This is a genomic window from Roseateles sp. P5_D6 (assembly GCF_054049415.1).
On sequence record NZ_JBFUMK010000005.1, the window covers coordinates 243,546 to 267,640 of the forward strand.

The window sequence follows — 24,095 nt, forward strand, 5'->3', positions numbered from 1 at the left end:
AAGCTACGATCATGGTCATGATCAAGCTGATGGTGGGCCTGGGCAATCCAGGTGCCGAGTACGAAGACACGCGCCACAACGCCGGTTTCTGGTGGATTGACGGCCTGGCCCGGGGACTCAAGGTGAGCCTCGCGCCCGACAAGGCTTATCACGGGCTGGTGGCCCGCGTGAACCAGGCGCCGGGCGCCAGCGGCCCGATCTGGCTGCTGCAGCCAATGACCTATATGAACCTGTCCGGCAAGTCGGTCGCGGCGCTGGCGCGCTTCTTCAAGATCGCGCCGGAGGAGATCCTCGCCATCCATGACGAGCTGGACCTGCCACCCGGCGAGATGAAGTTCAAGAAGGGCGGCGGCGACGGCGGCCACAACGGCCTGAAGGACATGCGGGCTCAGCTTGGCAGCGGGGACTTCTGGCGGCTGCGGCTGGGCATCGGCCACCCGGGCCACAAGGATGAGGTGGCCGGCTATGTGCTGCGCAAGCCGCCGCTGGCTGAGCGCCAGGCGGTGGAGGACTGCATCGAGAAGAGCTACGGCGCCGTCGAGCTGATGTTGCGCGGCGACATGGACAAGGCGCTGGCCAAAATTCACGCCAAACCGCCGCGGCCCAAGCCGCCCAAACCCCAGCCGCCAGTAGACACTCCGGCCTCATGAAGCCTCTGCTGCTGATTCTGGCCCTCGCACTCGCACTGCCTGTTCTGGCGCAGACCCAGACGCGCCGCGCCCAGGTCTACCGCTGCGGCCTCGACGGTCGCGACCTGCGCGACTCGCCCTGCCCCGGCGGCAGCGCGGCCAGCAGCGTCGACTACGACCAGCCCAGCGCCGCCGACAGCAAGGCGGCGCGCGACCGCCACTTCGCGGACTCCCGGCAGGCTGCGGTCCTGGCCCAGTCCCGCCGTGCCAGCGAGGCCGAGGCCCGCCACCTGCGCGCCCAGGCCGTCGGCCTGCAGGCACCGCCGCCGCCCGCCCAGGCCGCCAGCGAGCCGCAAGTCACCCACCTCAAGCCGCCGAAGACGGCCAAACCGCACAAGCCTTCCGCCGCGGCCAGCCAGCCTCGATAGAATCCGCGTCGTTGGTGCTCGCGCCCGGCCTCAAGCCAGGTGCAGTTCAACGGGAATCAGGAGGGGGAGCCACCACGTGGCCAACCTAACCTGAGCTGTCCCCGCAACGGTAAGTGGACGAGGCCTTGGCGCCTCACTGTTCGACCACATAGCCACTGGTGCGTGCACCGGGAAGGCGTCGAGCAGAACTCAAGTCCATCAGCCCGGATACCGGCCAACGACGGGGCCGCCTCGCGCACTTGCGCGGTGGCCGTTTTTCAGCCTTGCTGCGGGGGTCAGCGCGGCTGGGTGTTCGTTCGCGTCTCCTCTCATGTCTCATTCCCTCCTCGCGGCCCGTCGGTCGCTGCTCGCCCTGGCCGTGCTGGCCCTGGCTTCGTCCGCCCACGCCCAGAACAAGCTCGACACCGTCGTCACCACCGCCGCGCGCACGCCCCAGCGCCTGTCGGAAGTGCTGGCCGACCTGACCGTCATCACCCGCGCCGACATCGAGCGCCAGGCCGCCGCCAGCGTGGCCGACCTGCTGCGCAACAACGGCTGTGCCGAGATGGTCCGCAACGGCGGTGCGGCGTCCACGACCAGCCTCTTCCTGCGCGGCGCCGATACGCGCCACACGCTGGTCCTCGTCGACGGCGTGCGCATGGACTCGCAGTCCACCGGCGGCGCCAGCTGGCAGGGCATCCCGGTTTCGCAGGTCGAGCGCGTGGAAGTGCTGAAGGGACCGGCCAGCGCCATCTATGGCTCGGATGCCGTCGGCGGTGTCGTGCAGATCTTCACCCGTAAAGCAGGAGGGAATGGCGGCGGCAAGATCAGCGCCGATTTCGGCGTGGGCCTGGGCACCCAGGGCACGATGAAGGCCGACGGCGGCCTGTTCGGCAGCCAAGGCATCATCGACTTCGCCTTCACCGGCGCCATCGAGGAGAGCGACGGCTTCAACTCGACGATCGACGTGCCCGGCTCCTTCAGCTACATCCCTGACCGGGACGGCTGGCGCAAGTACCAGGGCACGGCTCGCATCGGCGCCCAACTGGCCGAGGGCCATCGCGCCGAAATCATCGTCATCAAGAACCACGCGAACGCGCAATACGATTCCTCCAAGTCCCGGCCCCTCGTGGATGACCACAGCGTGCAGGACACCGACGCCACCCGTCTGGCCTGGACGGCACAATGGGCGCCGGCCGTGCAGACGCAGCTCAGCTATGGCGAATCGCGCGACCGTTACCAGACCGACCCCTCGCCCTATCTGACCATCACCAAGGTCAAGAACCTGGCGCTGACCGGCTCCTATGTGCTGGGCCAGGGCCAGCAGATCAACTTCCAGGGCGAGCGCATCGAGGACAAGCTGGAGAACAGCGGCCTCGTCACCGCCGGCGTGGGCAAGCGGCACCGCAATGCCGTCGGCGCGGGTTACCTGCTCAATGCCGGTGCCTTCAGCCTGCAAGCCCACGCCCGCCACGACAACGACAGCCAGTTCGGCAGTGTCGACACCGGCACCCTGCTGGCCGGCTATGAGGTCGTGACCGGCCTGCGCGTCGTCGGCTCCGTCGGCAATGCCTTTCGCGCACCGACCCTCTACCAGCAGGGCACGGTCTACGGGCCAGACCTCAGCAAGCCTGGCGTCAAGCCGCTCGAAGCCGAGCGCGGCCGCAATGTCGAATTCGGCCTGAAGTACGGCGTTGGCGACACCGAGCTCACGGCCACGGCCTACCGCAACCGCGTCAGCAACCTCATCATCTTCGGCGCCGCCGGCAGCTGCCAGAGCGCCTTCGGCTGCTATCAGAACGTGGCGGCGGCCCGCCTGCGCGGCGTGACCCTGGCTGGCAATACCAAGGCCGGCAGCGTGAACCTGCGCGCCACCATGGACTTCCAGAAGCCCACCGACGCCAGCACCGGGCTGCTGCTGGCTCGCCGCGCCAAGCGCCTGGCCACGGTCGGCGCCGACACCGAGCTGGGCGACTGGGTGCTGGGCAGCAGAGTGCAGGCCTCCGGCGCGCGCTGGGACAACGCCGCCAACACGCGCAAGCTGGGCGGCTATGGCCTGGTCAACTTCAACGCGCAGTACAAGATCCGCAAGGATCTGAAGCTGCAGCTGAACCTGGACAACGCCTTCGACCGCGAGACGTCGACGGCCTATGGCTATGCGTCGGCACCGCGCACGGCGTTGATCAGCCTGCGCTGGAGCCCAAGCTTGTGAGCCCCTCGCCCAAACTCGCGCCGCTGAACGCGAGCGAGTCTGGTCGGTCCCCCAAGGGGACGGCGATGCTTGCCGGATCGACCGGCAAGCACATCGCCCAAGGCGGGCCGGCTTGGGAGCGGCCCGGCGCTCAGCCCGCAAACTCCGGGTACCTGACAAACACATGAAGTGAACAACGCTCACGAACTCATCGTCGGCGGCCAGCGCAGCGGCAAGTCGCGCCGGGCCGAGAAGCTGGCTCTGGGCTGGCCCGGCCGCGTGGTGGTCATCGCCACCGCGCTGGCGGCCGACGACGAGATGCGTGAGCGCATCGCCCATCACCGTGCCTCACGGCCGGCAGGTTTCGAGACTGTCGAAGCCCCGCTGGTCCTGAGCGCGGCCCTGCAACAGGTCGACGACGCCAACACCCTGGTCGTTGTCGATTGCCTGACGCTGTGGCTCGTGAACTGGCTGATGCCGATGAGCGGCGCGCCCGATGCGGCCGGCTGGCAGGCCGAGCGCACCGCGCTGCTTGATCTGCTGCCGCGCTTGAAGTCGCCCGTCGTCTTCGTCTCCAACGAGGTCGGCTGGGGCGTGTCGCCGCTGGGTCGAGAGGTGCGCGACTACATCGACGAGCTTGGCCGCCTGAACCAGGACGTCGCGCGCCTGTGCGGCCGATTGACACTGATGGTCGCGGGCCAGGCCTGGACACGACCCGTCGAGGATTCGAACCATGCTTAGATTGCTTGCCCTGCTGCTGATCTCTGTCGTGCTGCCCGCAAGCGCTGTCGAGATCAAGGACGACCTCGGCCAGACCACCGTACTGGTCGCACCGCCGCAGCGCATCGTCAGCCTGCTGCCSTCGCTGACCGAGACCGTCTGCGAGCTTGGCGCCTGCGCGAAGCTGGTCGGTGTCGACCGCTATTCCAACTTCCCCGCCTCAGTGAACGCCCTGCCCAAGGTCGGCGGCATGGAAGACACCAATGTCGAGCTGATCGCGTCGCTCAAGCCCGATGTCGTGCTGGTGGCCGTGTCCTCGCGCGTGGCCGAGCGGCTGCGCGCCTTGGGCCTCAAGGTCGTCGTTCTGGAGCCGCGCAGCTACAAGGACGTTCAGCGCGTGCTGAACATCATCGGCCAGGTGCTCGGCGTGCCTGATGCCCAGCGCGTCTGGCGCCATATCGAGGCCGGCGTCGCCGCGGCGGCCAGCAGCGTGCCAGCGTCGGCGCGGGGCGTGCGCGTCTACTTCGAGGTCGCCCCCGGCATCTGGGCCGCCGGCGAGTCCTCCTTCATGGGCGAGACGTTGACCAAGCTCGGCGCCGGCAACATCATCCCGGCGTCGCTCGGCCCCTTCCCCAAGATCAACCCCGAGTTCGTCGTCAAGGCCAACCCGGCCTTGATCATGATCGGCCAGCGCGGCTCCGAAGGCCTGACCCAGCGCCCCGGCTGGGACCGCATCGACGCCGTCAAGCGCGGCCGCATCTGCATCTTCAAGCCCGAGGAGGGCGACATCCTCACCCGCCCGGGGCCGCGCATGGCCGAGGCGGCGCAGATCATGGCCCGCTGCCTGCGCGAGAAGGGCGCCTCGTGATGAACATCCGCCCCGGGCTGCTGCTGACGCTGCTGCTGCTCGTTGGTGCCGTCGGCGTTCTGGCCGGCGTGGCGGTCGGCAGCACCGGCTGGGCCGACCTCGGCGACGACAGCATGGGCATCATCCTGTGGGAGATCCGCCTGCCGCGCTCGTTGGGCGCCTGGTGGGCCGGCGCCCTGCTCGGCATGGCCGGTGCGATGTCGCAAGGCCTGTTCCGCAACCCGCTGGCCGATCCCTATCTGCTGGGCAGCGCCTCGGGCGCCGGCCTGGCGGTGGCCATCGCGCTGGCGCTGACCGGCATCTCGCCCCAGACCTCGTCGCTGCTGGCCCATGTGGGACTGACCGGCATCGCCTTCGTCGGCACGCTGGTTGGCGTGGGCCTGACGCTGATCCTGGCGCGCGGCGTCGAGCAGACGCTGCGCCTCTTGCTGGCCGGCGTCGTCGTCGGTGTCGTGCTGAACGCGCTGACCGGCCTGGCCACGCTGTGGGCGCCCGACATCCTGCGCGCCATGCAGGCCTTCCTGCTCGGCAACACCGGCCTGCTGGGCTGGAGCAGCGTCACGGTGATGACCGCCAGTGGCATCGCGGCCCTCGTCATCGGCCTGCTGGCCAGCCCGGCCCTGGATGCGCTGACGCTGGGCGAGGCCACCGCCGCGTCGCTGGGCGTGCGCATGGGCCTGATGCGGCTGCTGCTGATCCTGGCCTTTGCGCTGGCCACGGGTGCTGCCGTCGCGCAGACCGGCATCGTCGCCTTCGTCGGCCTCGTCGCACCCCACCTCGTGCGCAGCCTCTGCCCCATGCTTCACGGCCGGCTGATCCTGATGTCGGCCGCGGCCGGCGGCGCCCTGCTGCTGGTGGCCGATGTGATCGCGCGCGGGTTGATGCGACCGCAGGAGCTGCCCGTCGGTCTCGTCACCGCGCTGCTGGGCGGCGTCTATCTTCTTGTGCTGATGCATAGACGCGGAGCGCCCAAGCGATGAATGCCCTGCACGCCCGCATCGCCCGCGTCCGCATCGACGGCCGCGACCTGATCAGCGACATCGATCTTGCCTTGCCCCAGGGCCGTTGGACGGCCATCGTCGGCCCCAACGGCGCCGGCAAGTCGACGCTGCTGCGCGCCATCGCCGGCCTGCAGCGTTGTGAAGGCAATGTGCTGCTCGGCGGCAAGCCGCTCAATGACTGGCCGTCCCGCGAGCGCGCCCGCCAACTGGCCTGGATGGGCCAGCAGGAGACCGGCGCCGACGACCTGACGGCCCAGGACGTCGTGCAGCTCGGCCGCCTGCCGCACCGGCCGTGGCTGGCGTCGCCCACTGCCGCCGACGAGGCCGCCGTACGGGCCGCGATGCAGGCCACGCAGAGCTGGGACTGGCGCGAGCGCCGTCTCGGTTCGCTGTCGGGCGGCGAACGCCAGCGCGTGCTGCTGGCGCGCGCCCTGGCCGTCGACGCGCCGCTGACGCTGATGGACGAGCCCCTGGCCCATCTCGACCCGCCCCACCAGGCCGAATGGATGGCCCTGGTGCGAGAGCGCGTCGCCGCTGGCCACAGCGTCGTCAGCGTTCTGCACGAGCTGCATCTCGCGCTGCAGGCCGACCATCTCGTGCTGATGGCCGACGGCCGCATCGTGCACACCGGCGCACCGGCCGATGCAGCCACGCATGCAGCGCTGAAGCGCGTCTTCGGCCCCAGCCTGCACATTGCACAGATTGAAGGCCGCTGGGTCGCCCTGCCTTTATGACCTCTTGCGCCGCCCTCTTCATCAGCGCCCCGTCCTCGGGATCGGGCAAGACCTGCGTCACTGCGGCGATTGCGCGCAGCCATGCACGGCGCGGCAAGCGCGTGCGCGTCTTCAAGACCGGGCCGGACTTCCTTGACCCCAGCATCCTCGAGCGCGCCAGCGGCCGCCCGGTCTACCAGCTCGACCTCTTCATGGGCGGCTTCGCCCACTGCCAGGCCCTGCTGGCCGAGGCCGCGCGCGAGGCTGACCTCATCCTCATCGAAGGCGTCATGGGCCTGTTCGACGGCAACCCGAGCAGCGCCGACCTGGCCGTCGCCTTCGGGCTGCCCGTCGTCTGCGTCATCGACGCTTCGGCCATGGCCCAGACCTTCGCGGCGCTGGCGACGGGACTGCAGCGCTTCAGGCCCGAGCTGCACCACTGCGGCGTCATCGCCAACCGCATCGGCAGCGCGGCACATGGACGCATGCTCAGCGAAGGCCTGCCGGACGACCTACCGCTGATTGCCGCGCTGCCGCGCGAGCCCAAGCTCATCCTGCCTGAGCGCCATCTCGGCCTCGTACAGGCGCTTGAGCAGCCGAGGCTGGATACACAGCTCGATGCCTGGGCCGATGCCTGGGAAGCCGGGCTGCGGCCTGGCTTGGCCTTCAAACCCCAGGCCTTTGAGGCGAACACTGAGCCGCCGCTGCCACCGCTGCTCCAGGGCCGCCGCATTGCCATCGCCCGCGACGCCGCCTTCGGCTTCATCTACGCAGCCAATGTCGACCTGCTCCGCGCCCTGGGCGCCGAACTGTCCTTCTTCTCGCCCATCCGCCATGAGGCCCTGCCGGTTTGCGATGCGCTCTGGCTGCCCGGCGGCTACCCCGAGTTGCATGTCGAGGCGCTGGGTGCCCACCCCACGCTGGCCGCAGCCCTGGCCGGCCATGTCGCCGCAGGTAAACCGCTGCTCGCCGAATGCGGCGGCATGCTGGCGCTGCTGGACTCACTGACTGACGCGGCCGGTGATACTCACCGCATGGTCGGCGTCATGCCCGGCCGCGCCCATGTGCAGCACCGCCTCGCGGCTCTGGGCCTGCAGGCCATCGCCTGGCCCGAAGGCCCGTTGCGCGGCCACAGCTATCACTACTCGACGCTGGAGACGCCGCTGGCGCCGATCGCCACCGCCAGCAACCCCAACGGCGGCAACACCGCCGAGGCCCTCTACCAGCAGGGTTCGCTGCGCGCGAGTTATGTGCACCACTACTTCCCGTCCAACCCCGAGGCGATTGCCGCCTTTTTCGGGAGCTGAAGCATGGAAATCGAGAAACCTCCCGTCGACCGCGAACGCGTTATTCCCAGCGGCGAGCGCCGTGGCCTGGTGATCGTCCACACCGGCGACGGCAAGGGCAAGAGCACCGCCGCCTTTGGCCTCGCACTGCGCGCGCATGGCCGCGGCAAACCGGTGCGCATCTACCAGTTCATGAAGGTGCCCAGCGCCCGCTTCGGCGAGCACCGCGTGTTCGAGCAACTGGGCGTGCCCATCGAGGGCCTGGGCGACGGCTTCTCTTGGAAGAGCAAGGACCTGGAGCACTCCGCCGAACTCGCCCGCGAGGGCTGGGGCCGCGCCGAATCGGTCATCCGTGCGGGCGACCACTTCCTCGTCGTGCTGGACGAGATCATGTACCCGCTGCGCTACGGCTGGCTGGCGTTGGAGACGGTGCTGGCCTGCCTGCGCGAGCGCCCGCCGCATGTGCACGTCGTGCTGACGGGGCGTGGCGCGCCGACCGAACTGATCGAGCTGGCCGACACGGTCACCGAGATGGCGATGATCAAGCACCACTACAAGGCCGGCGTACCGGCGCAGCGGGGGATCGAGGATTGAGCGCCCTCATCATCTGCACCACCTGCGCCGATGGCCAGGGCCAGGCTCTGCTGGAAGCCGTCGAAAACGAGGCGCTGGCACGCGACTGGTTGCTGCCCGTTCGGGGACAAGCCTGCGTGGCTGCCTGCAAGCAGAGCTGCACGGCGGCCCTGCAAGGCCCTGGCAAGCACAGCTATCTGTTCGGGCAGCTCGCGCCCGACGCCGCCAGCGTCGACGCGCTGCTGTCGGTGGCCGCCCAACATTCGGAGCCGGGTGACGGCCTGCTGGCCTGGGACCGCCGGCCTGATCGACTCAAGGGCGGCCTGGTGGCCCGCCTGCCACCGCTGGGCATATGAACCTGCTGCTGCCGCTGGCCATGATGGTGGCTCTGCTGGTGGATCGCCTGGGCGAGCCGCCGAGCTGGGCCCATCCTGTCGTCGGCATGGGGCGCTATCTTGGCCTGTTCAAGCTGACGAAGCTACCGCCAGCCGTCGGCTTCATCGCCGGCGCGCTGGCCTGGCTCGTCGGCGCCGCGATCGTCGCTTTCATCGCGCTGTGGCTGGAGGGCTGGGTGCTGCTTTTGCTGCAGCCTTGGCATTCACCGCTGCGCCTCGTTGGCGCTGCCTTGGCTGTCGGCCTGCTGCTCAAGCCACTGCTGGCATGGCGCATGCTGGCCGAGGAGGCGCTGGCCGTGGAAGCTGCATTGAATGAATCGCTGGAAGCTGGACGCGCGCGGCTGTCGCGCCTGGTCAGCCGCGACACGTCGGCGCTGACCGAGACCGAGGTGCGCGAGGCCGCCATCGAGACGCTGGCTGAGAACCTCAACGACTCGGTCATCGCGCCGCTGTTCTGGTTCGCGATTGCCGGCCTGCCGGGCGCGGCCATCTACCGCTTTGCGAACACGGCCGATGCGATGTGGGGCTACCGCGACGCGCGCGAATGGTGCGGCAAATGGGCCGCGCGGGCCGACGACCTGCTGTCATGGCTGCCGGCCCGGCTGACGGCGCTGGTACTGATGCCGCCCTCCTTCGCCCGGCTGCCACGCGAGGCCCGGCGCACGCCCTCCCCCAACAGCGGCTGGCCCATGGCCGCGATGGCACTGCGGCTGGGCCGGCGCCTGTCCAAGCCCGGCGTCTATGCGTTGAATGCCGAAGGGAGCCCCGTGCAGGCCGGCGATGTGCACGCTGCCCGCGCCGTCGCCCAGCAGGCCGTCTTTGCCGGTGCCGTGCTGCTTGCCGCGCTCGCCTGGGCGTTGAGGGCATGAACGCGCCTATGCTGCCCGAGCATGGGGGACCGGATGAGGGTCCGCCAGCAGCACACGACTTCTCGACCAATGCCAGCCCGCTGGGCCCGCCGCCGACGCTGATGAACGCCGTGCAAGCCGCCGACCGTCAGGCCTACCCCGACCCGAACTACCGCACGCTGCGCCGCCATCTCGGTGACGCGGACCTGGTCCTGCCCACGGCCGGTGGCGCAGAGGGCATTCGCCGGCTGACGCTGGCGGCGATGTTGACGGGTCGCCGCGAGGTCTGGGTGCCGCAACCCGGCTTTGGCGACTACGCCCTCGCCGCCCAGGCGTTGGGCCTGCCGGTGAAGCCCTATGCCGCACCCGCCGACATCCGACCGACGGCGCCGGCCCTGGTCTGGATCTGCGAGCCTTGCAACCCGACCGGCGCCAGCGTGCCGGTATGGCCGCAGCTCGATGCCCTGGTCGTGATCGACCACGCCTACGAGCCGCTGCGCCTTCACGGCGACAGCCCTGCCCTGCCGCCCGGAGCCTGGCAGCTCATCTGCCCCAACAAGGCCCTGGGCCTGACCGGCGTACGCGCGGGCTATCTCATCGCGCCAGCCGCCGACCCGGTCTGGTCCCGTGCGTTGTCGCTGGCGCCGAGCTGGGTGCTGTCGGCCGAGGGCGTGGCCATGCTGATGCACTGGCACAGCGACGACACGCAAGCGTGGCTGGCCAAGGCCCGCAATCAGCTGCGTGAATGGACGGCACAGCAGCGCGCGATGCTGGCTGGCCTGGACTGGCTGCAGCGACCCAGTTGCACCCACTTCTGGCTGGCTCGCCCACCGCGATCTGACATCGCGACCCGGCTGCGCGAACGCAGCATCCGCGTGCGCGACGCAACCAGTTTCGGCCTGCCCGGTTGGGTGCGCGTGTCAGCCCAACCTCCCGCCTCGCAGCAGGCGCTGCAGCAGGCCCTGCTTGAAATCGAAAGCGAAGACTCATGAGTGCAGCGCCGGGCCGTCCCAAGCAAACTCGCTCCCGCTCGGCGGGACAGGCCGTAGGCCGAAGGGTGCATCAATGATCAGCAAAGCAGTCATGGTGCTCGGCACCACCAGCGGCGCGGGCAAGAGCTGGCTGGCCACGGCCCTGTGCCGCTGGTATGCCCGCCAGGGGCTCAAGGTCGCGCCCTTCAAGGCCCAGAACATGAGCAACAACGCGCGCGTCGTGCCCGGCTTGAACGGCCTGATGGGCGAGATCGGCTCGGCGCAGTACTTCCAGGCCCTGGCCGCCAACCGCGTGCCCGAGGTGCGCATGAATCCGGTGCTGCTCAAACCCGAGGCGGATACGCAGAGCCAGGTCGTCGTGCTTGGCGAAGTGGACCCGGCCATGGCCAACATCCCCTGGCGCGAACGCAGCGCCCTGCTGAAGCCCCGCGCCCGCGCGGCCCTGCACGAGCTGATGCGGGAGAACGATGTCGTCGTCATCGAAGGCGCGGGCTCGCCGGCGGAGATCAACCTGGCGCCCAGCGACTACGTCAACCTCGGCACCGCTCGCGACGCCAACGCCGCCTGCCTGATCGTCACCGACATCGACCGCGGCGGCGCCTTCGCCCACCTGTACGGCACCCACCAGCTGATGCCCGATGACGTGCGCGCCCAGGTGCGTGGCTTCGTGCTGAACCGCTTCCGCGGCGACGCCGGCCTGCTGTCGCCCGGGCCCGAGCAGCTCGAGCACCTGACCGGCGTGCCCACCATCGCCACGCTGCCGATGTGGCGGGGCCACGGCCTGCCCGAGGAGGACGGCGTCTTCGATGAGACGACGACCGGCAGCGGCCTGCGCATCGCCGTCATCGCCTACCCGCGCATCTCCAACCTCGACGAATTCCAGCCGCTGCGCCAACTGCCCGGCGTGCGCCTGAGCTGGGCGCGCGAGCCCAAGGATCTGGCCGGCGTGGACTGGATCATCCTGCCCGGCTCCAAGTCCACCGCCGCCGACCTCGCCTGGCTGCGCGCGCAAAAGCTCGACGCCGCCATCAACAGCCACCGCGGCCGCGTGCTCGGCATCTGCGGCGGCCTGCAGATGCTGGGCGAGGCGCTGATCGACCCGCATGGCCTGGACGGCAATGCGCCGGGCCTGGGCCTGCTGCCGCTGGTGACCGTCTTCGAGCCCGAGAAGCTGCTGCGCAGCGCGGAGTTCAGCTTCTCCACGTCGCTGGACGGCGGCTGGCAGGCCCTGGCCGGTGTGCAGGCCAGTGGCTATGAGATCCGCCACGGCCGCACCCAGCCCCACGCCGGCCTGCCGCCGCCGCGCGTGGCGCTGCGCAATGCCGCCGGCGAGGCGGTGGGCTGGCAGGCCGGCCAGGTGCTGGGCGTCTACGCCCACGGCCTGTTCGAGCAGCCGGCCGTGCTCAAGGCCCTGTTCGGCCAGGCTGGCCGGTCGCTGGATGCCGTCTTTGATGGGCTGGCGGACTTCATCGACCTGCACTTTCAACCGGGCAAGATTGCGGGCTTGATCGGCTGACGAATTTCCGCATGCGCCGCCTCCTTGCCACCGCCCTGCTCGCCCTGCCCCTGGCCGCCCACGCCTGGGGTTCTGACGGCCACCAGACCGTCGCGACCATCGCTGCCGGCCTCATCAAAGGTACCCCGGCTGAAGCCCGCGTCGCCGGGCTGCTGGGCGACATGCCGCTTTCGCTGGCCTCGATCTGGGCCGACTGCGTGAAGGGCATCGCGCCCAGCCAGGGCTATACCTATCCCGCGCCGGGCAAGTACCCCGCGTGCGCCGCGCTGGAGACGCCCGCACGCATCGCCGAGATGGCCGACTACGTGCGCCGCAACGACCGGCAGTGCCAGTTGGGTCTCGACGAGGACAGCTGCCACAAGCAGACCCACTACGCCGACATCGCCGTGCAGCGCGGCCGCTACCTACCGAAGGTGACCGGCACGCGCCCGGATGACGTCGTCGGCGCGCTGCGTGCGGCCATCCTGGTGCTGCAGGGCAAGCCCTCGCCCGGTCAGCCCAACTTCAAGAACCAACGCGAGGCCTTGCTGGTACTGGTGCATCTGGTGGGCGACATCCACCAGCCGCTGCACGTCGGCAGCGTCTATCTCGACGCCCAGGGGCAGCGTGTCGACCCCGACAAGCAGGGCTTCGATCGCGCCAGCTTCACCATCGGTGGCAACAGCTTGCTGCTCGATCCGGCAATAACGGCGGGATCGAAGAACTTCCATTCGTACTGGGACAACGTGCCTGAGGAATTCAGACCCCAGCATGTCGATGCCGACTGGCTGGCCGAGGCGCGCCAGGTTGGTGCCGACCCAGGCGCCGCGGTCGACTGGCCGCCCCACTGGGCCACGCAGTCACTGGAGCAAGCCGGACGCGTCTTCGACGGGTTGAAGTTCTCGGCCAGGCAGGACTCGCAGTGGGACATCGAACTGCCCGGCGGCTACGGCGCCAGGGCAGACGCCATCAAGCGCCAGCAGCTGACGCGCGCAGGAGCTAGGCTGGCCCGGGTGCTGCAGGCAGCGTTCCCGCGGTAGCCGCGGCGGTGAGGCGTTGATACTTCTGCATCAAGGTCTCCCGGCTCTCGATATGGGCCGGGTTGATCGGGATGCACGCGACTGGGCAGAGCATCACGCACTGCGGCTCGTCGAAGTGGCCGACGCACTCGGTGCACTTGCTCGGCTCGATCTTGTAGAACTCCTCGCCCATCGAGATCGCGTTGTTCGGGCAGGCGGGCTCGCAGACGTCGCAGTTGATGCATTCGTCCGTGATCATCAACGCCATGGAACACCTCCATCGGCCTGGCGGACGAATACGGCAAGCGCCTGCATGCGCTCGCCGCGCGTGGCGGGGCAAGGCATGCCTTGCCGATTCCCGCCCCGCGTGTTTGTGATCATCAGCGCCATCGTCAGCCCCCCTTCCTGCAGCGCTCGTTCAGCCGCGCCAGTACCCCGGGCGACACAAACTCCGCCACCTCGCCGCCCAGCGTCGCGATCTCGCGCACGAAGGTGCTGGACGTGTACTGGTGGTGTTCGCCGGGCGTCAGGAAGATGGTCTCGACCTCGGGCATGAGCTTGCGGTTCATGCCGGCCATCTGGAACTCGTATTCGAAGTCGCCACCGGTGCGCAGGCCACGCACGACGACACGGCCGGCGTGGGTGCGCACGAAGTCGCGCAGCAGACCGTCGAAGGCGATGACCTCGACATTGCCCAGCGGTGCCGCCACTTCCTGGGCCATCGCCAGCCGCTCGTCCAAGGAAAACATGGTCTTCTTGTGATGGCCGACCGCCACCGCCAGCACCAGGCGCTCGAACATCGCGGCCGAGCGGCGCATCAGGTCCTCGTGGCCCAGCGTGATCGGGTCGAAGGTGCCTGGGTAGATGGCCGTGATGGTGGTGCGGGTCGTCATGCGGCCGGATTGTCCTCGCGCCGCAGCAATTGGTAGTGCACGGCGCCGGCTCGGCCCTGGCGCCAGGTCGTGAATCCGGCCGGGGGAGCGATCTCGCCCGGGGATTCGACGTAGATCAGCCCGCCTTCGGCCAACAGCGGCATGGCAGCAGCCAGCGCGCGGTCGAAGAGGTTGTCGGCGAACGGCGGGTCAAGAAAAATGAGGTCGAAGCGGTCCGCGCAGGCCGTCATCCAGTTCAGCGCATTGGCCCGGTGGATGGTGATGGCCGTGGCCTGAAGGCGCTTCTGACTGGCCCGCAGCCCGTCTACCAAGGCCGCCTCGCGCTCGATCATCACCACCGCATCCGCCCCGCGTGACGCTGCCTCGAAACCCAAGGCCCCGCTGCCAGCAAACGCATCAAGCACCCGCCAACCGTCGAGCGTCTGCCCCAACCAGTTGAAGAGGGTTTCGCGAATGCGGTCCGACGTGGGGCGCAGCCCAGGCAGGTCAGGCACGGGCAGCTTGGAGCGTTTCCACTGGCCGCCGATGATGCGAACTTCGCCCATCTACTGGCGGACCGGAATCCCGCGCGCCGCCATCAAAGCCTTGGCCTCGCCCACGGTGTGCTCGCCGAAGTGGAAGATGCTGGCGGCCAGCACGGCGTCGGCGCCGCCCTTCGTGATGCCATCGGCGAGGTCGTCCAGCGAGCCCACGCCGCCCGAGGCGATGACGGGCACGGGCACGGCGTCGGACACGGCGCGGGTCAATTCGAGGTCGAAGCCGCTCTTGGTGCCGTCGCGATCCATGCTGGTCAGCAGGATCTCGCCAGCGCCGAACTCGGCCATCTTGCGGGCCCAATCGACGGCGTCAAGGCCGACGTTCTTGCGGCCGCCGTGGGTGTAGACGTCCCAGCCCGAACCATCCGCGCGGCGCTTGGCGTCGATGGCGACAACGATGCATTGGGCGCCGTACTTGTCGCTGGCGGCACGGATCAGGTCGGGGTCGGCGACTGCCGCCGAGTTGAAGGACACCTTGTCGGCGCCGGCGTTCAGCAGCCGCCGCACGTCGGCCACCGCGCGCACGCCGCCGCCCACGGTCAGGGGAATGAACACCTTCGAGGCGACGGCCTCAATGATGTGCAGGATGAGGTCGCGGCCGTCGCTGGTGGCGGTGATGTCGAGGAAGGTCAGCTCGTCGGCGCCCTGCTCGTTGTAGCGCGCGGCGATATCCACCGGATCGCCCGCATCACGCAGGCCGACGAAGTTGACGCCCTTGACCACGCGGCCGGCGGTGACGTCGAGGCAGGGAATGATGCGTTTGGCAAGCATGACGGGGATACGGAAGCGAGGGCTGAATTATTCCCTCGATGGTTAGGGGCTTCGCGGCGGAACCGAACTGGCGCTCAATCCGTAGCTTCGCAAGTTCCACCACCACAACAGGAGATGACGATGAGACTGACCTCCCCCGCCCTGCTCGCCGCAACCCTCGCCCTGGGCGCCGCCGCTGCCTCGGCTCACCCGGTGACCTATATCGGCACGCTGAGCAACCTCGGTGAACCTGCCGCGGCGGCCGGATCGCTCGGCACGGGCACGGTCAGTGTGATCTTCGATGACGACACCTTCTCGATGAAGGTGAACGTGACCTTCAGCAATCTGACCGGCAGTGTCACGGCCAGCCATATCCACTGCTGCACGGCGGCGGCCGGGGGGGGCTCGGCGGGCGTCGCGACGCCGGTACCGAGCTTCCCGGGCTTTCCCTCGGGCGCGGGTGTCATGTCGGGCACCTATTCGATGACCTTCGACATGACGCAGACATCGAGCTGGAACCCTGCCTTCGTCACGGCCAATGGCGGCAATGTGTCGAGCGCCTTTGCCGCCTTCGCGACCGGCCTGGCCGACGGCAAGGCCTATCTGAACATCCACTCCACGCTGTCGACCGGCGGCGAGATCAGGACCTTCCTCGTGGCTGCACCGGTACCTGAGCCCGAGACTTACGCGCTGATGCTGGGCGGCCTGGGCGCGCTGGCCCTGCTGGCCCGCTGGCGCAGGCGCTGAGAGGCTCTCAGCCGGCCGCTGCGATGAGTTCGTCCGCCCGCACCTGGGCGGCCGTGAAGTCCAGCGCGCCGGTGTAGATGGAGCGGCCGCAGATGACGCCCTCGACGCCGTCGCCCATGACGGCGCACAGGCGTTCGATGTCGGCGATGTCCGAGAGACCACCCGAGGCGATCACCGGGATGGTGAGCGCCTGGGCCAGCTTGACGGTGGCCTCGATGTTGATGCCGGTCAGCATGCCATCGCGGCCGATGTCGGTGTAGATGACGCCTTCGACGCCGTAGTCCTGGAATTTCTGCGCCAGGTCGATGACCTCRTGGCCGGTCAKCTTGCTCCAGCCGTCGGTGGCRACCTTGCCGTCCTTGGCGTCCAGGCCSACGATGATGTGGCCGCCGAAGGCCGTGCAGGCGTCYYKCAGRAARCCGGGGTTCTTGACSGCKGCGGTGCCGATGATGACGTAGCKCAGGCCRKCGTCMAGGTAGCGCTCGATGGTGTCSAGGTCACGGATGCCGCCGCCGAGCTGGATGGGGATCTCGTCGCCGATCTCCTTGATGATGGCCTTGATGGCCGGCTCGTTGACCGGCTTGCCCGCGAAGGCGCCGTTCAGGTCCACCAGGTGCAGGCGCCGCGCGCCGGCATCGAGCCAGCGGCGCGCCATCGCGGCGGGGTCTTCGCCGAAGGTGGTGGAGTCGTTCATGTCGCCTTGCTTGAGGCGGACACAGCGACCGTCTTTCAGGTCGATGGCAGGGATCAGCAGCATGGCCGGGGGCTGAGGGGCTGGAGGGAAAGGAAGGCGGGAGGCAAGAAAGTGCAGACCCGTTCAGGGCTTCCAGTGCAGGAAATTGCGGTAGAGGGCGAGGCCCAGCGCGGCACTTTTCTCGGGGTGGAATTGGGTCGCAAAAATATTATCCCGGGCCACCGCACAGGTAAAGCGAGCACCGTAGTCGGTCTCGCCGGCGCTGTGTTCCGGCAACGCAGTCGTCGCGTAGAAACTGTGCACGAAGTAGAACCAGCTCTCGTCCGGGATGCCATCCCAAACAGCATGCGCCCGCGGTTGGTGCACGCGGTTCCAGCCCATCTGCGGCACCTTGAAGCGGCTGCCGTCTTCCTGCAGCCGGCCTTCCAGGCGGAAGCGCTGCACGCGGCCCGGGATCAGCCCCAGGCCGGGCGTGTCCTGCTCCTCGCTGTGATCCAGCAGCATCTGCATGCCAACGCACACGCCCAGCAGCGGCTTGGTGGCGGCGGCTTCAAGCACGGCTTCCTTGACGCCCGAGTCGGCCAGCTCGCGCATGCAGTCGCGCATGGCGCCCTGGCCAGGCAGCACGACTCGCTCGGCGGCGCGCACCACTTCAGGGTCGCAGGTGATGGCCACGTCGAAACCCTGGCCCTCGGCGGCATGGATGACAGCTTGAGACACCGAGCGGAGGTTGCCCATGCCGTAGTCGACGACGGCAACGGTGCGGGTCATGGCTTCCCCCGGGACAGGTCGACCAGCGCATTGCCCAGTGCCGTCACGGCGGGCTCGGACACGGCTTTGTCGACGCCGGGGAAGGTGGTGCGAAGCTTCCAGATGGAGCCACCGCCACTCCACAGCTGCACATAGCTGCGCAAAACTTCCTTCTCGGGGCGGTCGATCGTGGCCCAGCCCACCAAGACCTCGGTTCGGCTCTGGCCGTGGTTCTCATATTGCGCGACGACGTCGCGCACCTTGGTGTCGGGGTAACGCTGCTGCCAGCCTTTGACGATGCCGCTCATCGCGGACTTGAACTCCTCCAGCAACCGGGGATCTCGCGCAACGTCCTCGACGCGACCCAATTGGGCCTGGTAGATGTAGACGTCGGCCCACATACCGCTCGGATGCTTGTAGCGGATGCTGCAGCCGCCGCCGGGCATGGTGGCTTCGAAGCCATGGGTCATCATGCGCTCGAAGCCCGGGCCCAGCGTCTGGGGCATGTCCTCCTGGGTGCCTGGCCGCGGGCAAGGCTGCCCTTCCTGCGCCATGGCGCCCACGGCCAACAGGCCGCTCAACGCCAGCGCCGCGAGGCTGCGGAGCAAGGCGCGGCTCACAGCGAGCCCTTGGTCGACGGGATCACGCCTGCGGAGCGCGGGTCCGGCGTCGTCGCCATGCGCAACGCGCGGCCAAAAGCCTTGAACATGGTTTCGGCCTGGTGGTGGGCGTTGTGGCCCTTCAGGTTGTCGATGTGGACCGTGGCCAGCGCGTGGTTGACGAAGCCCTGGAAGAACTCGAAGGTCAGCTGGGTGTCGAAGGCGCCGACGCTGCCGGCCGTGAACTTGCAGTCCATGTGCAGGCCCGGGCGGCCGGAGAGGTCGATGACGACCCGCGACAGGGCCTCGTCCAGCGGCACATAGCTGTGGCCGTAGCGCGTCAGGCCGGCCTTGTCGCCCACGGCCTTGGCGACGGCCAGGCCCAGCGTGATGCCGACGTCCTCGACGGTGTGGTGGCCGTCGATGTGCAGGTCACCCTCGCAATGGATGTCCAGGTCCATCAGGCCGTGGCGGGCGATCTGGTCCAGCATGTGGTCGAAGAAGCCGATGCCGGTCTGCAGCTTGGACTGGCCCGTGCCGTCCAGGTTGACGCGCACCGTGATGCGCGTCTCGCGGGTGTTGCGAGTGACTTCGGCGATGCGCGCGGTTGTGGAGGCGTTCAGTTCAGACATGCTTGAATCGCTTGGAGCAGCAGGGTGTTTTCGTCGGGCGTTCCGACCGTGATGCGCACACAGTTCGCTAGCAGCGGGTGCATGGCCGAGACGTTCTTGATCAGCACGCCCCGGGCCCTCAGCGCCGCGAAGGTGGCGGCGGCGTCCTGAACCCTGGCCAGGATCATATTGCCCTGGCTTGGCCAGGGTGTGACACCGGGCATGGCCTGCAAGGCGCTGAAGAGGCGCTCACGCTGCTGGCGCAGCTCGGCGGCCTGGGCGGCGTACACGTCGGCATGCTCCAGCGCAAAGAACGCCGCTTCGGCGTTGAGCACGCTGATGTTGTAAGGCGGGCGCAACTTCTCGATCTGGCCGACCAGCTCTGGCGCGCCCAGCAGGTAGCCGATGCGCACGCCGGCCAAACCGAACTTGCTCATGGTGCGCATGACCAGCACATTGGGCTGGCGGGCCATCAGCGCCAGGCTGTCGGCGCTGGCGAAAGGCTGGTAGGCCTCATCCATGACGACCAGGCCCGGCGCGGCTTTGGCAATCCGCTCGATGACGTCGGCGTCCCACAGCGTGGCGGTCGGGTTGTTCGGGTAGGCCAGGTAGATCAGCGCCGGCTGGTGCCTTTCGATGGCGGCCAGCATCGCCGGCTCATCCAGCTCGAAGTCGTCGGCGCGCAGCGGCACGCCGACAAAGCCCAGTTGCTGCTGGCGCGCCAGGGCCTCGTACATGACGAAGCCCGGCACCGGGGCCAGCACCGTGGCGCCGGGCTTGGAAACGGCGATGGTCAGCAGGCCGATGAGTTCGTCCGAACCGTTGCCCAGCGTGACGCCCACGTCATCGGCCACGCCGGCATGCCGGGCCAGCGCGCGGGCCAGCTCGGCGGTGCGCTCGGCCGGGTAGCGGTTCAGCGCCACGGCGCCGAGGCGCTCACCCAGGGCCTGCTGCAGCTCGGGCGGCAGGCGGTAGGGGTTCTCCATCGCGTCCAGCTTCAGCAGGCCGGTGCTGGGCTGCACGACGTAGGCGTGGGCCGCGCGCACGTCGGGGCGGATCTGGGCGAGGGCTTGGTCGAGGCTCATGGGGCAGTCACGATGGGGTTGAACACCTGCACGCTGTCGAAGACGGCTTCGTGCGGCAGGGCCAGGCTGAGCAGTCGAGTGCAGCCCTGCGCCTTGGCGCTGGCGACGACAAGGGCGTCGGCGAATGGCAGGCCGAAGCGGCTTTCCAGCGACCAGGCGGATTCGACAGTCGCCTGGTCCGTCGCCCACGGACGCCAGTGCTGGTAGCGGCGCACCTCGGCACGCGCATCGCCTTGCGGCATGGGCGGCGTGACCTGGCGCGTGGCCAGCAGGTAGAAGTCGTTCAGCACCTGCACCGACACCCGGCCGGTGCGGGTGGCCCACAGCTCGCGCAGCCAGGCCAGCACCTGCTCGCGCTCAGCGGGGCGGGCGCCGTCCTCGCTGAACAGCAGCACGGAGGTGTCGACGAAGACGGGATCCGCCATCAAAGCACCTGCCTGCCGGGATAGGGCTGCCCGTCGGAGGCCCAGGACCGCTCGCGGTGCAACCAGTCCTGCAACGCCCGCTCGTAGGCGTCGTCGTGGCGCATCTTCTCGCCCAGCAGTTCCCCCAGCAGGCGAGACACGCTGGTGTTGCGCCGCGCGGCTTCCAACCGGGCCCATTCGGCCACGGCGTCATCCATGGACACGGTGACGTTCTTCATGGCATCAAGCGTATCACACGAAGTTCGTGTTGCACGAACTTCGTGTCCAAATACCTCCCGCTTGAATCGATTGAGTTAGCCTTTGCATCCCGTTGTCACTCCACCATCAATGCCCATATCGCCCCTCGCCAAGAAGCCCCTGCAGGCCACCGTGGCCAAGCTCAAGCGCACCGGCCGCGCCCTCGGCAAGCTCAAGCCCCAGGTGGTCAACCCCGTCCAGGCCCTGCAGGACATCAAGGCCAGGCGCGTCGCGCGGCGCACAGCCTCGGGCCTGCAACTGGTGCTGGCCGACCGCATCGACTTCCTGAACCCCTTGCATTGGGATGCACTGGCGGCGCAGACCCTCTTCCTGTCGCGCGACTACCTGCGCGTGCTGGAGCAGCATGCACCGGACAACATCGAGCCGCGCTACGCCATGGCCTATGCCGATGGTGCGCCAGTCGCGGCGCTACTACTGCAGCGCGTGGCCGTCGGCGGCGCCCAGCTGCGCAAGCCCGGCAGCAAGAAGCTGATGGATGCACCCATGGCCGGGCTCAAGGAGCATCTGCTGGTCTGCGGCAACCTGCTCGTCTGGGGCGCGCGCGCCATGGCCCTGGCGCCGCATGCCGATGAGGGCCAGCTCTGGCATGGCGTCTGCGAAGCCATCTACCGGCTGCGCCGCGCCGACAAGCTCGACGGCCAGTCCGACCTGGCGCTGATCAAGGACCTCGGCATGGCCGCCCAGAACGTCTCACCGTCACTGCGCCTGCTGGGCTATCGCAGCGTCGACACCGAACCCGACATGGTGCTGACGGTGCGCCCCGAATGGCGCAGCTGGGACGACTACCTGGCCAGCATGACCTCGGGCTATCGCAGCGCGGCCAAGAAGCTGCTGAAGGACTGCGCCGCGGCCGGCCTGACGCTGCGCGAGGCCAGCGCCGAGGAGCTGCTGGCGCGGGCCGACGAGCTGCATGCTCTCTATGGCCAGGTCCACCAGGCCCAGGGCCTGCGGCTGGCAACGCTGACGCCAGGCTATCTGCCCGCCATGGCCGCCGCCCTGGGCCCGCGCTTCCGCTGCCGTGTGGCCGAGCATGCCGACGGGCGCTGGCTGGGCTTCGTCACCAGCGTGCACGACGGCGACACGACGTTGGGCTACTACATCGGCTACGACCGCGCGGCCAATGCCGAGGCACCGATCTACCTGACGCTGCTGCAGTCCACTGTGCAGGACGCGATCGCCTTCGGTTCGACGCGGCTGAGCCTGGGCCGCACGGCGCTGGAGCCCAAGGCCAAGATGGGCTGTAGACCTGAGCCGCTGAGCTGCGCGGTGCGCCACCGCGTGTCGGCGCTGAACTGGATCACCACCGCGCTGACCAAGACGGCCGAGCACGATGAGCCGCCGGAGCGCAGCCCGTTCAAGGCCGCGCCTGTCGACGCGGCCTAGCTTTCAGCTGTGGGTCACTTCAGTCGAAGTTCGGCTGCGCGTGCATGGGCCTGCAGGCCTTCGCCGTGGGCCAGCTCGCTGGCGATGCGGCCGAGTGTCTGCGCGCCCTCGGCGCTGACTTCGATGAGGCTGCTGCGCTTCTGGAAGTCGTAGACGCCCAGCGGGGACGAGAAGCGCGCTGTGCCGGCCGTGGGCAGTACATGGTTGGGGCCGGCGCAATAGTCACCGAGCGACTCGCTCGTGTAGGCGCCCATGAAGATCGCGCCGGCGTGGCGCAGCAGCGGCTCCCAGCATTGCGGCTCGGCGGCGCTGATCTCCAGATGCTCGGGCGCGATGCGGTTGCTGATCTCGCAGGCCTCTTCCATCGAGCGCGTCAGGATCAACGCGCCGCGGCCGGCCAGCGACGCGCGGATGACGGCCTCGCGCGGCATCTCCTCGACCAGGCGCTCCATGCTGGCGCTGACGGCATCCAGGAAGGCGACGTCCGGGCTGAGCAGGATGCTCTGCGCCAGTTCGTCGTGCTCGGCCTGGCTGAACAGGTCCATCGCCACCCAGTCGGGCGGTGTCGTGCCGTCGGCAATGACGAGGATCTCGCTGGGGCCGGCAATCATGTCGATGCCGACCTGGCCAAACACATGCTTTTTGGCCGAAGCCACATACGCATTGCCCGGGCCGGTGATCTTGTCGACACGCGGGATGGTGGCCGTGCCGTAAGCCAGCGCCGCCACGGCTTGTGCGCCGCCAATGGTGAACACGCGATGCACGCCCGCCACCGCTGCGGCGGCCAGCACCAGCGGGTTGCGCACGCCGTCCGGCGTGGGCACGACCATGATGATCTCGCCGACGCCCGCGACCTGTGCGGGGATGGCGTTCATCAAGACACTGCTCGGATAGGCCGCTTTGCCACCCGGCACATAGATGCCCACGCGGTCCAGCGGCGTGACCTTCTGGCCGAGCAGGTTGCCGTCCTCGTCGCGGTAGCTCCAGCTGCGGCCGCAGGCTTCCAGTTGGCGCTCGTGGTAGGCCCGCACCCGCTTGGCTGCAGCCTGCAGGGCGGTGGCCTGGGCCGGCGTGATCGAGGCCAGCGCGGCCTGCAATTCGGCTTGCGTGATCTCCAGCGCGGCGACGTTGTCGGCCGTCACGCGGTCGAAGCGCGCGGTGTAATCCAGCACGGCAGCGTCACCACGCTCGCGCACATCGGCCAGGATCTCGGCGACGCGGCCTTCGATGGCGGCATCGTCCGCCGCCGACCAGTAGCGCAGGCGTTCGAACTCGGTATCGAAGTCGGGCGCGGCGGTGGAGAGTTGGCGAACGAGTTTCATGCAATGGCCGAGGCAAAGGCGTCGATCAGCGGGCGCAGCGCGTCGCGCTTGAGCTTGAGCGCGGCCTGGTTGACGACGAGGCGGGACGAGATGTCCATGATCTGCTCCACCTCGACCAGCTTGTTCGCCCTCAGCGTGCCGCCGGTGGAGACCAGGTCGACGATGGCCTCGGCCAGGCCGGTCAGCGGCGCCAGCTCCATGGAGCCGTAGAGCTTGATGAGGTCGACGTGCACGCCCTTGTCGGCGAAATGCTGGCGGGCGATCTCGGTGTACTTGGTGGCAACGCGGATGCGCGAACCCTGCTTCACCGCAGCGGCGTAGTCGAAGTCGGCGCGGGTGGCGACGCTCATGCGGCAGCGGGCGATCTTCAGGTCCAGCGGCTGGTAGAGGCCGTGGGAGCCGCCCTGGGCCAGGGCCTGCTCGTGCAGCACATCGCGGCCGGCCACGCCGAGGTCGGCGCCGCCGTATTGCACATAGGTCGGCACGTCGCTGGCGCGCACCAGCACGACGCGAACGCCTTCGCGGTTGGTCGGCAGGATCAGCTTGCGCGAGGTTTCGGGGTCTTCCAGCACCTCGATGCCGGCGGCGCGCAGCAGCGGCAGCGTCTCTTCGAAGATGCGGCCCTTGGAGAGAGCGAGGGTCAGGCCGCTCATTGGGCACTCCACTCTTCGGGGCTCAGCGTCTTCATCGACAGCGCATGGATCTGCTCGCGCATGCGCTCGCCCAGGGCTGCATAGACACGCTGGTGGCGCTTGATGCGCGAGAGGCCGTTGAACTCGTCCGACACGATGGTCGCGAAGAAGTGGCGGCCGTCGCCCTCGACTTCGAGATGCGCGCAGGGCAGGCCTGCGGCAATGAAATCGCGCACTTCTTGCGGGGTCGGGTCGGCCATCACGGGTCCTCGG

General features: G+C 68.9%; 30 protein-coding genes and 1 riboswitch. Of the genes, 16 read left to right on the forward strand and 14 right to left on the reverse strand.

Features of this window, described 5'->3' with window-relative positions:
• The first annotated feature begins 17 nt into the window (after positions 1-17).
• The 14 genes from pth to ACXJKM_RS08865 all read left to right on the forward strand — a co-directional run bounded on the left by pth (position 18) and on the right by ACXJKM_RS08865 (position 13,158).
• Complete coding sequence (gene pth / locus ACXJKM_RS08800) at positions 18-650, forward strand: aminoacyl-tRNA hydrolase (RefSeq protein WP_457351698.1); 633 nt, start codon at positions 18-20, stop codon at positions 648-650.
• Positions 647-1,057 carry a hypothetical protein gene (locus ACXJKM_RS08805; RefSeq protein ID WP_457351700.1) on the forward strand — a complete coding sequence of 137 codons (411 nt, stop codon included), beginning with the start codon at positions 647-649 and terminating at the stop codon, positions 1,055-1,057. The genes pth and ACXJKM_RS08805 overlap by 4 nt, the downstream gene beginning before the upstream one ends.
• A riboswitch (cobalamin riboswitch) is annotated at positions 1,053-1,290 on the forward strand. (Overlaps the previous gene by 5 nt.)
• Positions 1,291-1,367: 77 nt before the next feature.
• On the forward strand, positions 1,368-3,248 hold the full coding sequence (locus ACXJKM_RS08810; RefSeq protein WP_457351702.1) for a TonB-dependent receptor domain-containing protein: 1,881 nt from the start codon (positions 1,368-1,370) through the stop codon (positions 3,246-3,248).
• A 168-nt stretch (positions 3,249-3,416) separates the two neighbouring features.
• A complete protein-coding gene (cobU, locus tag ACXJKM_RS08815) occupies positions 3,417-3,968 on the forward strand; it encodes a bifunctional adenosylcobinamide kinase/adenosylcobinamide-phosphate guanylyltransferase (RefSeq protein WP_056193770.1) in 552 nt (183 codons plus the stop codon).
• Positions 3,961-4,815 (forward strand): ABC transporter substrate-binding protein, encoded by an 855-nt coding sequence (locus tag ACXJKM_RS08820; RefSeq protein ID WP_457351704.1) that lies wholly within the window; start codon positions 3,961-3,963, stop codon positions 4,813-4,815. The genes cobU and ACXJKM_RS08820 overlap by 8 nt, the downstream gene beginning before the upstream one ends.
• Positions 4,815-5,795 (forward strand): FecCD family ABC transporter permease, encoded by a 981-nt coding sequence (locus ACXJKM_RS08825; RefSeq protein ID WP_457351706.1) that lies wholly within the window; start codon positions 4,815-4,817, stop codon positions 5,793-5,795. The genes ACXJKM_RS08820 and ACXJKM_RS08825 overlap by 1 nt, the downstream gene beginning before the upstream one ends.
• Entirely contained in the window at positions 5,792-6,550 is a 759-nt protein-coding gene (locus ACXJKM_RS08830; protein WP_457351708.1) for an ABC transporter ATP-binding protein, read from the forward strand. Before ACXJKM_RS08825 ends, ACXJKM_RS08830 begins: the two co-directional genes overlap by 4 nt.
• Positions 6,547-7,836, forward strand: a complete 1,290-nt coding sequence (locus ACXJKM_RS08835; protein WP_457351710.1) for a cobyrinate a,c-diamide synthase — start codon at positions 6,547-6,549, stop codon at positions 7,834-7,836. Before ACXJKM_RS08830 ends, ACXJKM_RS08835 begins: the two co-directional genes overlap by 4 nt.
• A gap of 3 nt (positions 7,837-7,839) precedes the next feature.
• The gene (gene cobO, locus ACXJKM_RS08840) at positions 7,840-8,409 is read left to right on the forward strand and encodes a cob(I)yrinic acid a,c-diamide adenosyltransferase (RefSeq protein WP_457351712.1); all 570 of its coding nucleotides are present in this window, start codon (positions 7,840-7,842) and stop codon (positions 8,407-8,409) included.
• A complete protein-coding gene (locus ACXJKM_RS08845; protein ID WP_457351714.1) occupies positions 8,406-8,744 on the forward strand; it encodes a DUF1636 family protein in 339 nt (112 codons plus the stop codon). Before cobO ends, ACXJKM_RS08845 begins: the two co-directional genes overlap by 4 nt.
• A complete protein-coding gene (gene cbiB, locus ACXJKM_RS08850; RefSeq protein ID WP_457351716.1) occupies positions 8,741-9,652 on the forward strand; it encodes an adenosylcobinamide-phosphate synthase CbiB in 912 nt (303 codons plus the stop codon). Before ACXJKM_RS08845 ends, cbiB begins: the two co-directional genes overlap by 4 nt.
• Positions 9,649-10,623: a pyridoxal phosphate-dependent aminotransferase gene (locus ACXJKM_RS08855; protein ID WP_457351718.1), complete on the forward strand. Its 975-nt coding sequence runs from the start codon at positions 9,649-9,651 to the stop codon at positions 10,621-10,623. Before cbiB ends, ACXJKM_RS08855 begins: the two co-directional genes overlap by 4 nt.
• 73 nt (positions 10,624-10,696) lie before the next feature.
• Positions 10,697-12,139, forward strand: coding sequence for a cobyric acid synthase (locus ACXJKM_RS08860; RefSeq protein WP_457351720.1), 1,443 nt, complete (start codon positions 10,697-10,699; stop codon positions 12,137-12,139).
• A gap of 11 nt (positions 12,140-12,150) precedes the next feature.
• A complete protein-coding gene (locus tag ACXJKM_RS08865) occupies positions 12,151-13,158 on the forward strand; it encodes a S1/P1 nuclease (RefSeq protein ID WP_457351722.1) in 1,008 nt (335 codons plus the stop codon).
• On the opposite strand, the gene ACXJKM_RS08870 is transcribed toward ACXJKM_RS08865, so the two are convergent.
• The 4 genes from ACXJKM_RS08870 to hisF all read right to left on the reverse strand — a co-directional run bounded on the left by ACXJKM_RS08870 (position 13,118) and on the right by hisF (position 15,337).
• The gene (locus ACXJKM_RS08870) at positions 13,118-13,405 is read right to left on the reverse strand and encodes a YfhL family 4Fe-4S dicluster ferredoxin (protein WP_056193738.1); all 288 of its coding nucleotides are present in this window, start codon (positions 13,403-13,405) and stop codon (positions 13,118-13,120) included. The genes ACXJKM_RS08865 and ACXJKM_RS08870 overlap by 41 nt on opposite strands.
• A 124-nt stretch (positions 13,406-13,529) precedes the next feature.
• The gene (gene coaD, locus ACXJKM_RS08875) at positions 13,530-14,030 is read right to left on the reverse strand and encodes a pantetheine-phosphate adenylyltransferase (protein WP_056193735.1); all 501 of its coding nucleotides are present in this window, start codon (positions 14,028-14,030) and stop codon (positions 13,530-13,532) included.
• Complete coding sequence (rsmD, locus tag ACXJKM_RS08880; protein ID WP_457351724.1) at positions 14,027-14,575, reverse strand: 16S rRNA (guanine(966)-N(2))-methyltransferase RsmD; 549 nt, start codon at positions 14,573-14,575, stop codon at positions 14,027-14,029. Before rsmD ends, coaD begins: the two co-directional genes overlap by 4 nt.
• Positions 14,576-15,337, reverse strand: a complete 762-nt coding sequence (hisF, locus tag ACXJKM_RS08885) for an imidazole glycerol phosphate synthase subunit HisF (RefSeq protein ID WP_457351726.1) — start codon at positions 15,335-15,337, stop codon at positions 14,576-14,578.
• A 120-nt stretch (positions 15,338-15,457) separates the two neighbouring features.
• Here hisF and ACXJKM_RS08890 point away from each other — a divergent pair, with 120 nt between their 5' ends.
• Positions 15,458-16,063 (forward strand): CHRD domain-containing protein, encoded by a 606-nt coding sequence (locus tag ACXJKM_RS08890; protein WP_457351728.1) that lies wholly within the window; start codon positions 15,458-15,460, stop codon positions 16,061-16,063.
• A 7-nt stretch (positions 16,064-16,070) separates the two neighbouring features.
• Here the strand turns inward: ACXJKM_RS08890 and hisA are convergent, their stop codons facing one another.
• From hisA to ACXJKM_RS08925, 7 genes are read right to left on the reverse strand one after another with little or no spacing between them, the layout of a single operon-like run.
• Entirely contained in the window at positions 16,071-16,820 is a 750-nt protein-coding gene (gene hisA, locus ACXJKM_RS08895; protein WP_457351730.1) for a 1-(5-phosphoribosyl)-5-[(5-phosphoribosylamino)methylideneamino]imidazole-4-carboxamide isomerase, read from the reverse strand.
• A 60-nt stretch (positions 16,821-16,880) separates the two neighbouring features.
• Positions 16,881-17,528 carry an imidazole glycerol phosphate synthase subunit HisH gene (gene hisH, locus ACXJKM_RS08900; RefSeq protein WP_457351732.1) on the reverse strand — a complete coding sequence of 216 codons (648 nt, stop codon included), beginning with the start codon at positions 17,526-17,528 and terminating at the stop codon, positions 16,881-16,883.
• Positions 17,525-18,115: a hypothetical protein gene (locus ACXJKM_RS08905; protein ID WP_457351734.1), complete on the reverse strand. Its 591-nt coding sequence runs from the start codon at positions 18,113-18,115 to the stop codon at positions 17,525-17,527. The genes hisH and ACXJKM_RS08905 overlap by 4 nt, the downstream gene beginning before the upstream one ends.
• An 8-nt stretch (positions 18,116-18,123) precedes the next feature.
• Positions 18,124-18,738 (reverse strand): imidazoleglycerol-phosphate dehydratase HisB, encoded by a 615-nt coding sequence (hisB, locus tag ACXJKM_RS08910; RefSeq protein ID WP_056193714.1) that lies wholly within the window; start codon positions 18,736-18,738, stop codon positions 18,124-18,126.
• Positions 18,726-19,802, reverse strand: coding sequence for a histidinol-phosphate transaminase (gene hisC / locus ACXJKM_RS08915; RefSeq protein WP_457351736.1), 1,077 nt, complete (start codon positions 19,800-19,802; stop codon positions 18,726-18,728). The genes hisB and hisC overlap by 13 nt, the downstream gene beginning before the upstream one ends.
• The gene (locus ACXJKM_RS08920) at positions 19,799-20,227 is read right to left on the reverse strand and encodes a PIN domain-containing protein (RefSeq protein WP_457351738.1); all 429 of its coding nucleotides are present in this window, start codon (positions 20,225-20,227) and stop codon (positions 19,799-19,801) included. Before ACXJKM_RS08920 ends, hisC begins: the two co-directional genes overlap by 4 nt.
• Entirely contained in the window at positions 20,227-20,445 is a 219-nt protein-coding gene (locus ACXJKM_RS08925; RefSeq protein ID WP_056193705.1) for a hypothetical protein, read from the reverse strand. Before ACXJKM_RS08925 ends, ACXJKM_RS08920 begins: the two co-directional genes overlap by 1 nt.
• Positions 20,446-20,554: 109 nt before the next feature.
• Between ACXJKM_RS08925 and ACXJKM_RS08930 the strand changes: the two genes are divergently transcribed.
• Positions 20,555-21,868 carry a GNAT family N-acetyltransferase gene (locus tag ACXJKM_RS08930; protein WP_457351740.1) on the forward strand — a complete coding sequence of 438 codons (1,314 nt, stop codon included), beginning with the start codon at positions 20,555-20,557 and terminating at the stop codon, positions 21,866-21,868.
• A gap of 14 nt (positions 21,869-21,882) precedes the next feature.
• On the opposite strand, the gene hisD is transcribed toward ACXJKM_RS08930, so the two are convergent.
• The 3 genes from hisD to ACXJKM_RS08945 are packed head-to-tail and all read right to left on the reverse strand — an operon-like array spanning position 21,883 to position 24,082.
• Positions 21,883-23,190 carry a histidinol dehydrogenase gene (hisD, locus tag ACXJKM_RS08935; RefSeq protein WP_457351742.1) on the reverse strand — a complete coding sequence of 436 codons (1,308 nt, stop codon included), beginning with the start codon at positions 23,188-23,190 and terminating at the stop codon, positions 21,883-21,885.
• A complete protein-coding gene (gene hisG, locus ACXJKM_RS08940; protein ID WP_457351744.1) occupies positions 23,187-23,843 on the reverse strand; it encodes an ATP phosphoribosyltransferase in 657 nt (218 codons plus the stop codon). Before hisG ends, hisD begins: the two co-directional genes overlap by 4 nt.
• Complete coding sequence (locus ACXJKM_RS08945; RefSeq protein WP_056193694.1) at positions 23,840-24,082, reverse strand: BolA family protein; 243 nt, start codon at positions 24,080-24,082, stop codon at positions 23,840-23,842. The genes hisG and ACXJKM_RS08945 overlap by 4 nt, the downstream gene beginning before the upstream one ends.
• Between the last annotated feature and the right edge of the window lie 13 nt (positions 24,083-24,095).

Excerpts from the sequence above, each read along its gene's own strand:
- cbiB (WP_457351716.1), top strand. The coding sequence starts at position 8,741 with ATGAACCTGCTGCTGCCGCTGGCCATGATGGTGGCTCTGCTGGTGGAT.
- ACXJKM_RS08890 (WP_457351728.1), top strand. The coding sequence starts at position 15,458 with ATGAGACTGACCTCCCCCGCCCTGCTCGCCGCAACCCTCGCCCTGGGC.
- cobO (WP_457351712.1), top strand. The coding sequence starts at position 7,840 with ATGGAAATCGAGAAACCTCCCGTCGACCGCGAACGCGTTATTCCCAGC.
- hisG (WP_457351744.1), bottom strand. The coding sequence starts at position 23,843 with ATGAGCGGCCTGACCCTCGCTCTCTCCAAGGGCCGCATCTTCGAAGAG.
- ACXJKM_RS08870 (WP_056193738.1), bottom strand. The coding sequence starts at position 13,405 with ATGGCGTTGATGATCACGGACGAATGCATCAACTGCGACGTCTGCGAG.
- hisD (WP_457351742.1), bottom strand. The coding sequence starts at position 23,190 with ATGAAACTCGTTCGCCAACTCTCCACCGCCGCGCCCGACTTCGATACC.
- ACXJKM_RS08835 (WP_457351710.1), top strand. The coding sequence starts at position 6,547 with ATGACCTCTTGCGCCGCCCTCTTCATCAGCGCCCCGTCCTCGGGATCG.
- ACXJKM_RS08925 (WP_056193705.1), bottom strand. The coding sequence starts at position 20,445 with ATGAAGAACGTCACCGTGTCCATGGATGACGCCGTGGCCGAATGGGCC.
- ACXJKM_RS08860 (WP_457351720.1), top strand. The coding sequence starts at position 10,697 with ATGATCAGCAAAGCAGTCATGGTGCTCGGCACCACCAGCGGCGCGGGC.
- ACXJKM_RS08945 (WP_056193694.1), bottom strand. The coding sequence starts at position 24,082 with ATGGCCGACCCGACCCCGCAAGAAGTGCGCGATTTCATTGCCGCAGGC.
- ACXJKM_RS08930 (WP_457351740.1), top strand. The coding sequence starts at position 20,555 with ATGCCCATATCGCCCCTCGCCAAGAAGCCCCTGCAGGCCACCGTGGCC.
- hisF (WP_457351726.1), bottom strand. The coding sequence starts at position 15,337 with ATGCTTGCCAAACGCATCATTCCCTGCCTCGACGTCACCGCCGGCCGC.
- ACXJKM_RS08920 (WP_457351738.1), bottom strand. The coding sequence starts at position 20,227 with ATGGCGGATCCCGTCTTCGTCGACACCTCCGTGCTGCTGTTCAGCGAG.
- ACXJKM_RS08865 (WP_457351722.1), top strand. The coding sequence starts at position 12,151 with ATGCGCCGCCTCCTTGCCACCGCCCTGCTCGCCCTGCCCCTGGCCGCC.
- hisB (WP_056193714.1), bottom strand. The coding sequence starts at position 18,738 with ATGTCTGAACTGAACGCCTCCACAACCGCGCGCATCGCCGAAGTCACT.
- ACXJKM_RS08830 (WP_457351708.1), top strand. The coding sequence starts at position 5,792 with ATGAATGCCCTGCACGCCCGCATCGCCCGCGTCCGCATCGACGGCCGC.
- ACXJKM_RS08810 (WP_457351702.1), top strand. The coding sequence starts at position 1,368 with ATGTCTCATTCCCTCCTCGCGGCCCGTCGGTCGCTGCTCGCCCTGGCC.
- ACXJKM_RS08825 (WP_457351706.1), top strand. The coding sequence starts at position 4,815 with ATGAACATCCGCCCCGGGCTGCTGCTGACGCTGCTGCTGCTCGTTGGT.
- pth (WP_457351698.1), top strand. The coding sequence starts at position 18 with ATGATCAAGCTGATGGTGGGCCTGGGCAATCCAGGTGCCGAGTACGAA.
- coaD (WP_056193735.1), bottom strand. The coding sequence starts at position 14,030 with ATGACGACCCGCACCACCATCACGGCCATCTACCCAGGCACCTTCGAC.
- ACXJKM_RS08805 (WP_457351700.1), top strand. The coding sequence starts at position 647 with ATGAAGCCTCTGCTGCTGATTCTGGCCCTCGCACTCGCACTGCCTGTT.
- hisC (WP_457351736.1), bottom strand. The coding sequence starts at position 19,802 with ATGAGCCTCGACCAAGCCCTCGCCCAGATCCGCCCCGACGTGCGCGCG.
- rsmD (WP_457351724.1), bottom strand. The coding sequence starts at position 14,575 with ATGGGCGAAGTTCGCATCATCGGCGGCCAGTGGAAACGCTCCAAGCTG.
- ACXJKM_RS08855 (WP_457351718.1), top strand. The coding sequence starts at position 9,649 with ATGAACGCGCCTATGCTGCCCGAGCATGGGGGACCGGATGAGGGTCCG.
- hisH (WP_457351732.1), bottom strand. The coding sequence starts at position 17,528 with ATGACCCGCACCGTTGCCGTCGTCGACTACGGCATGGGCAACCTCCGC.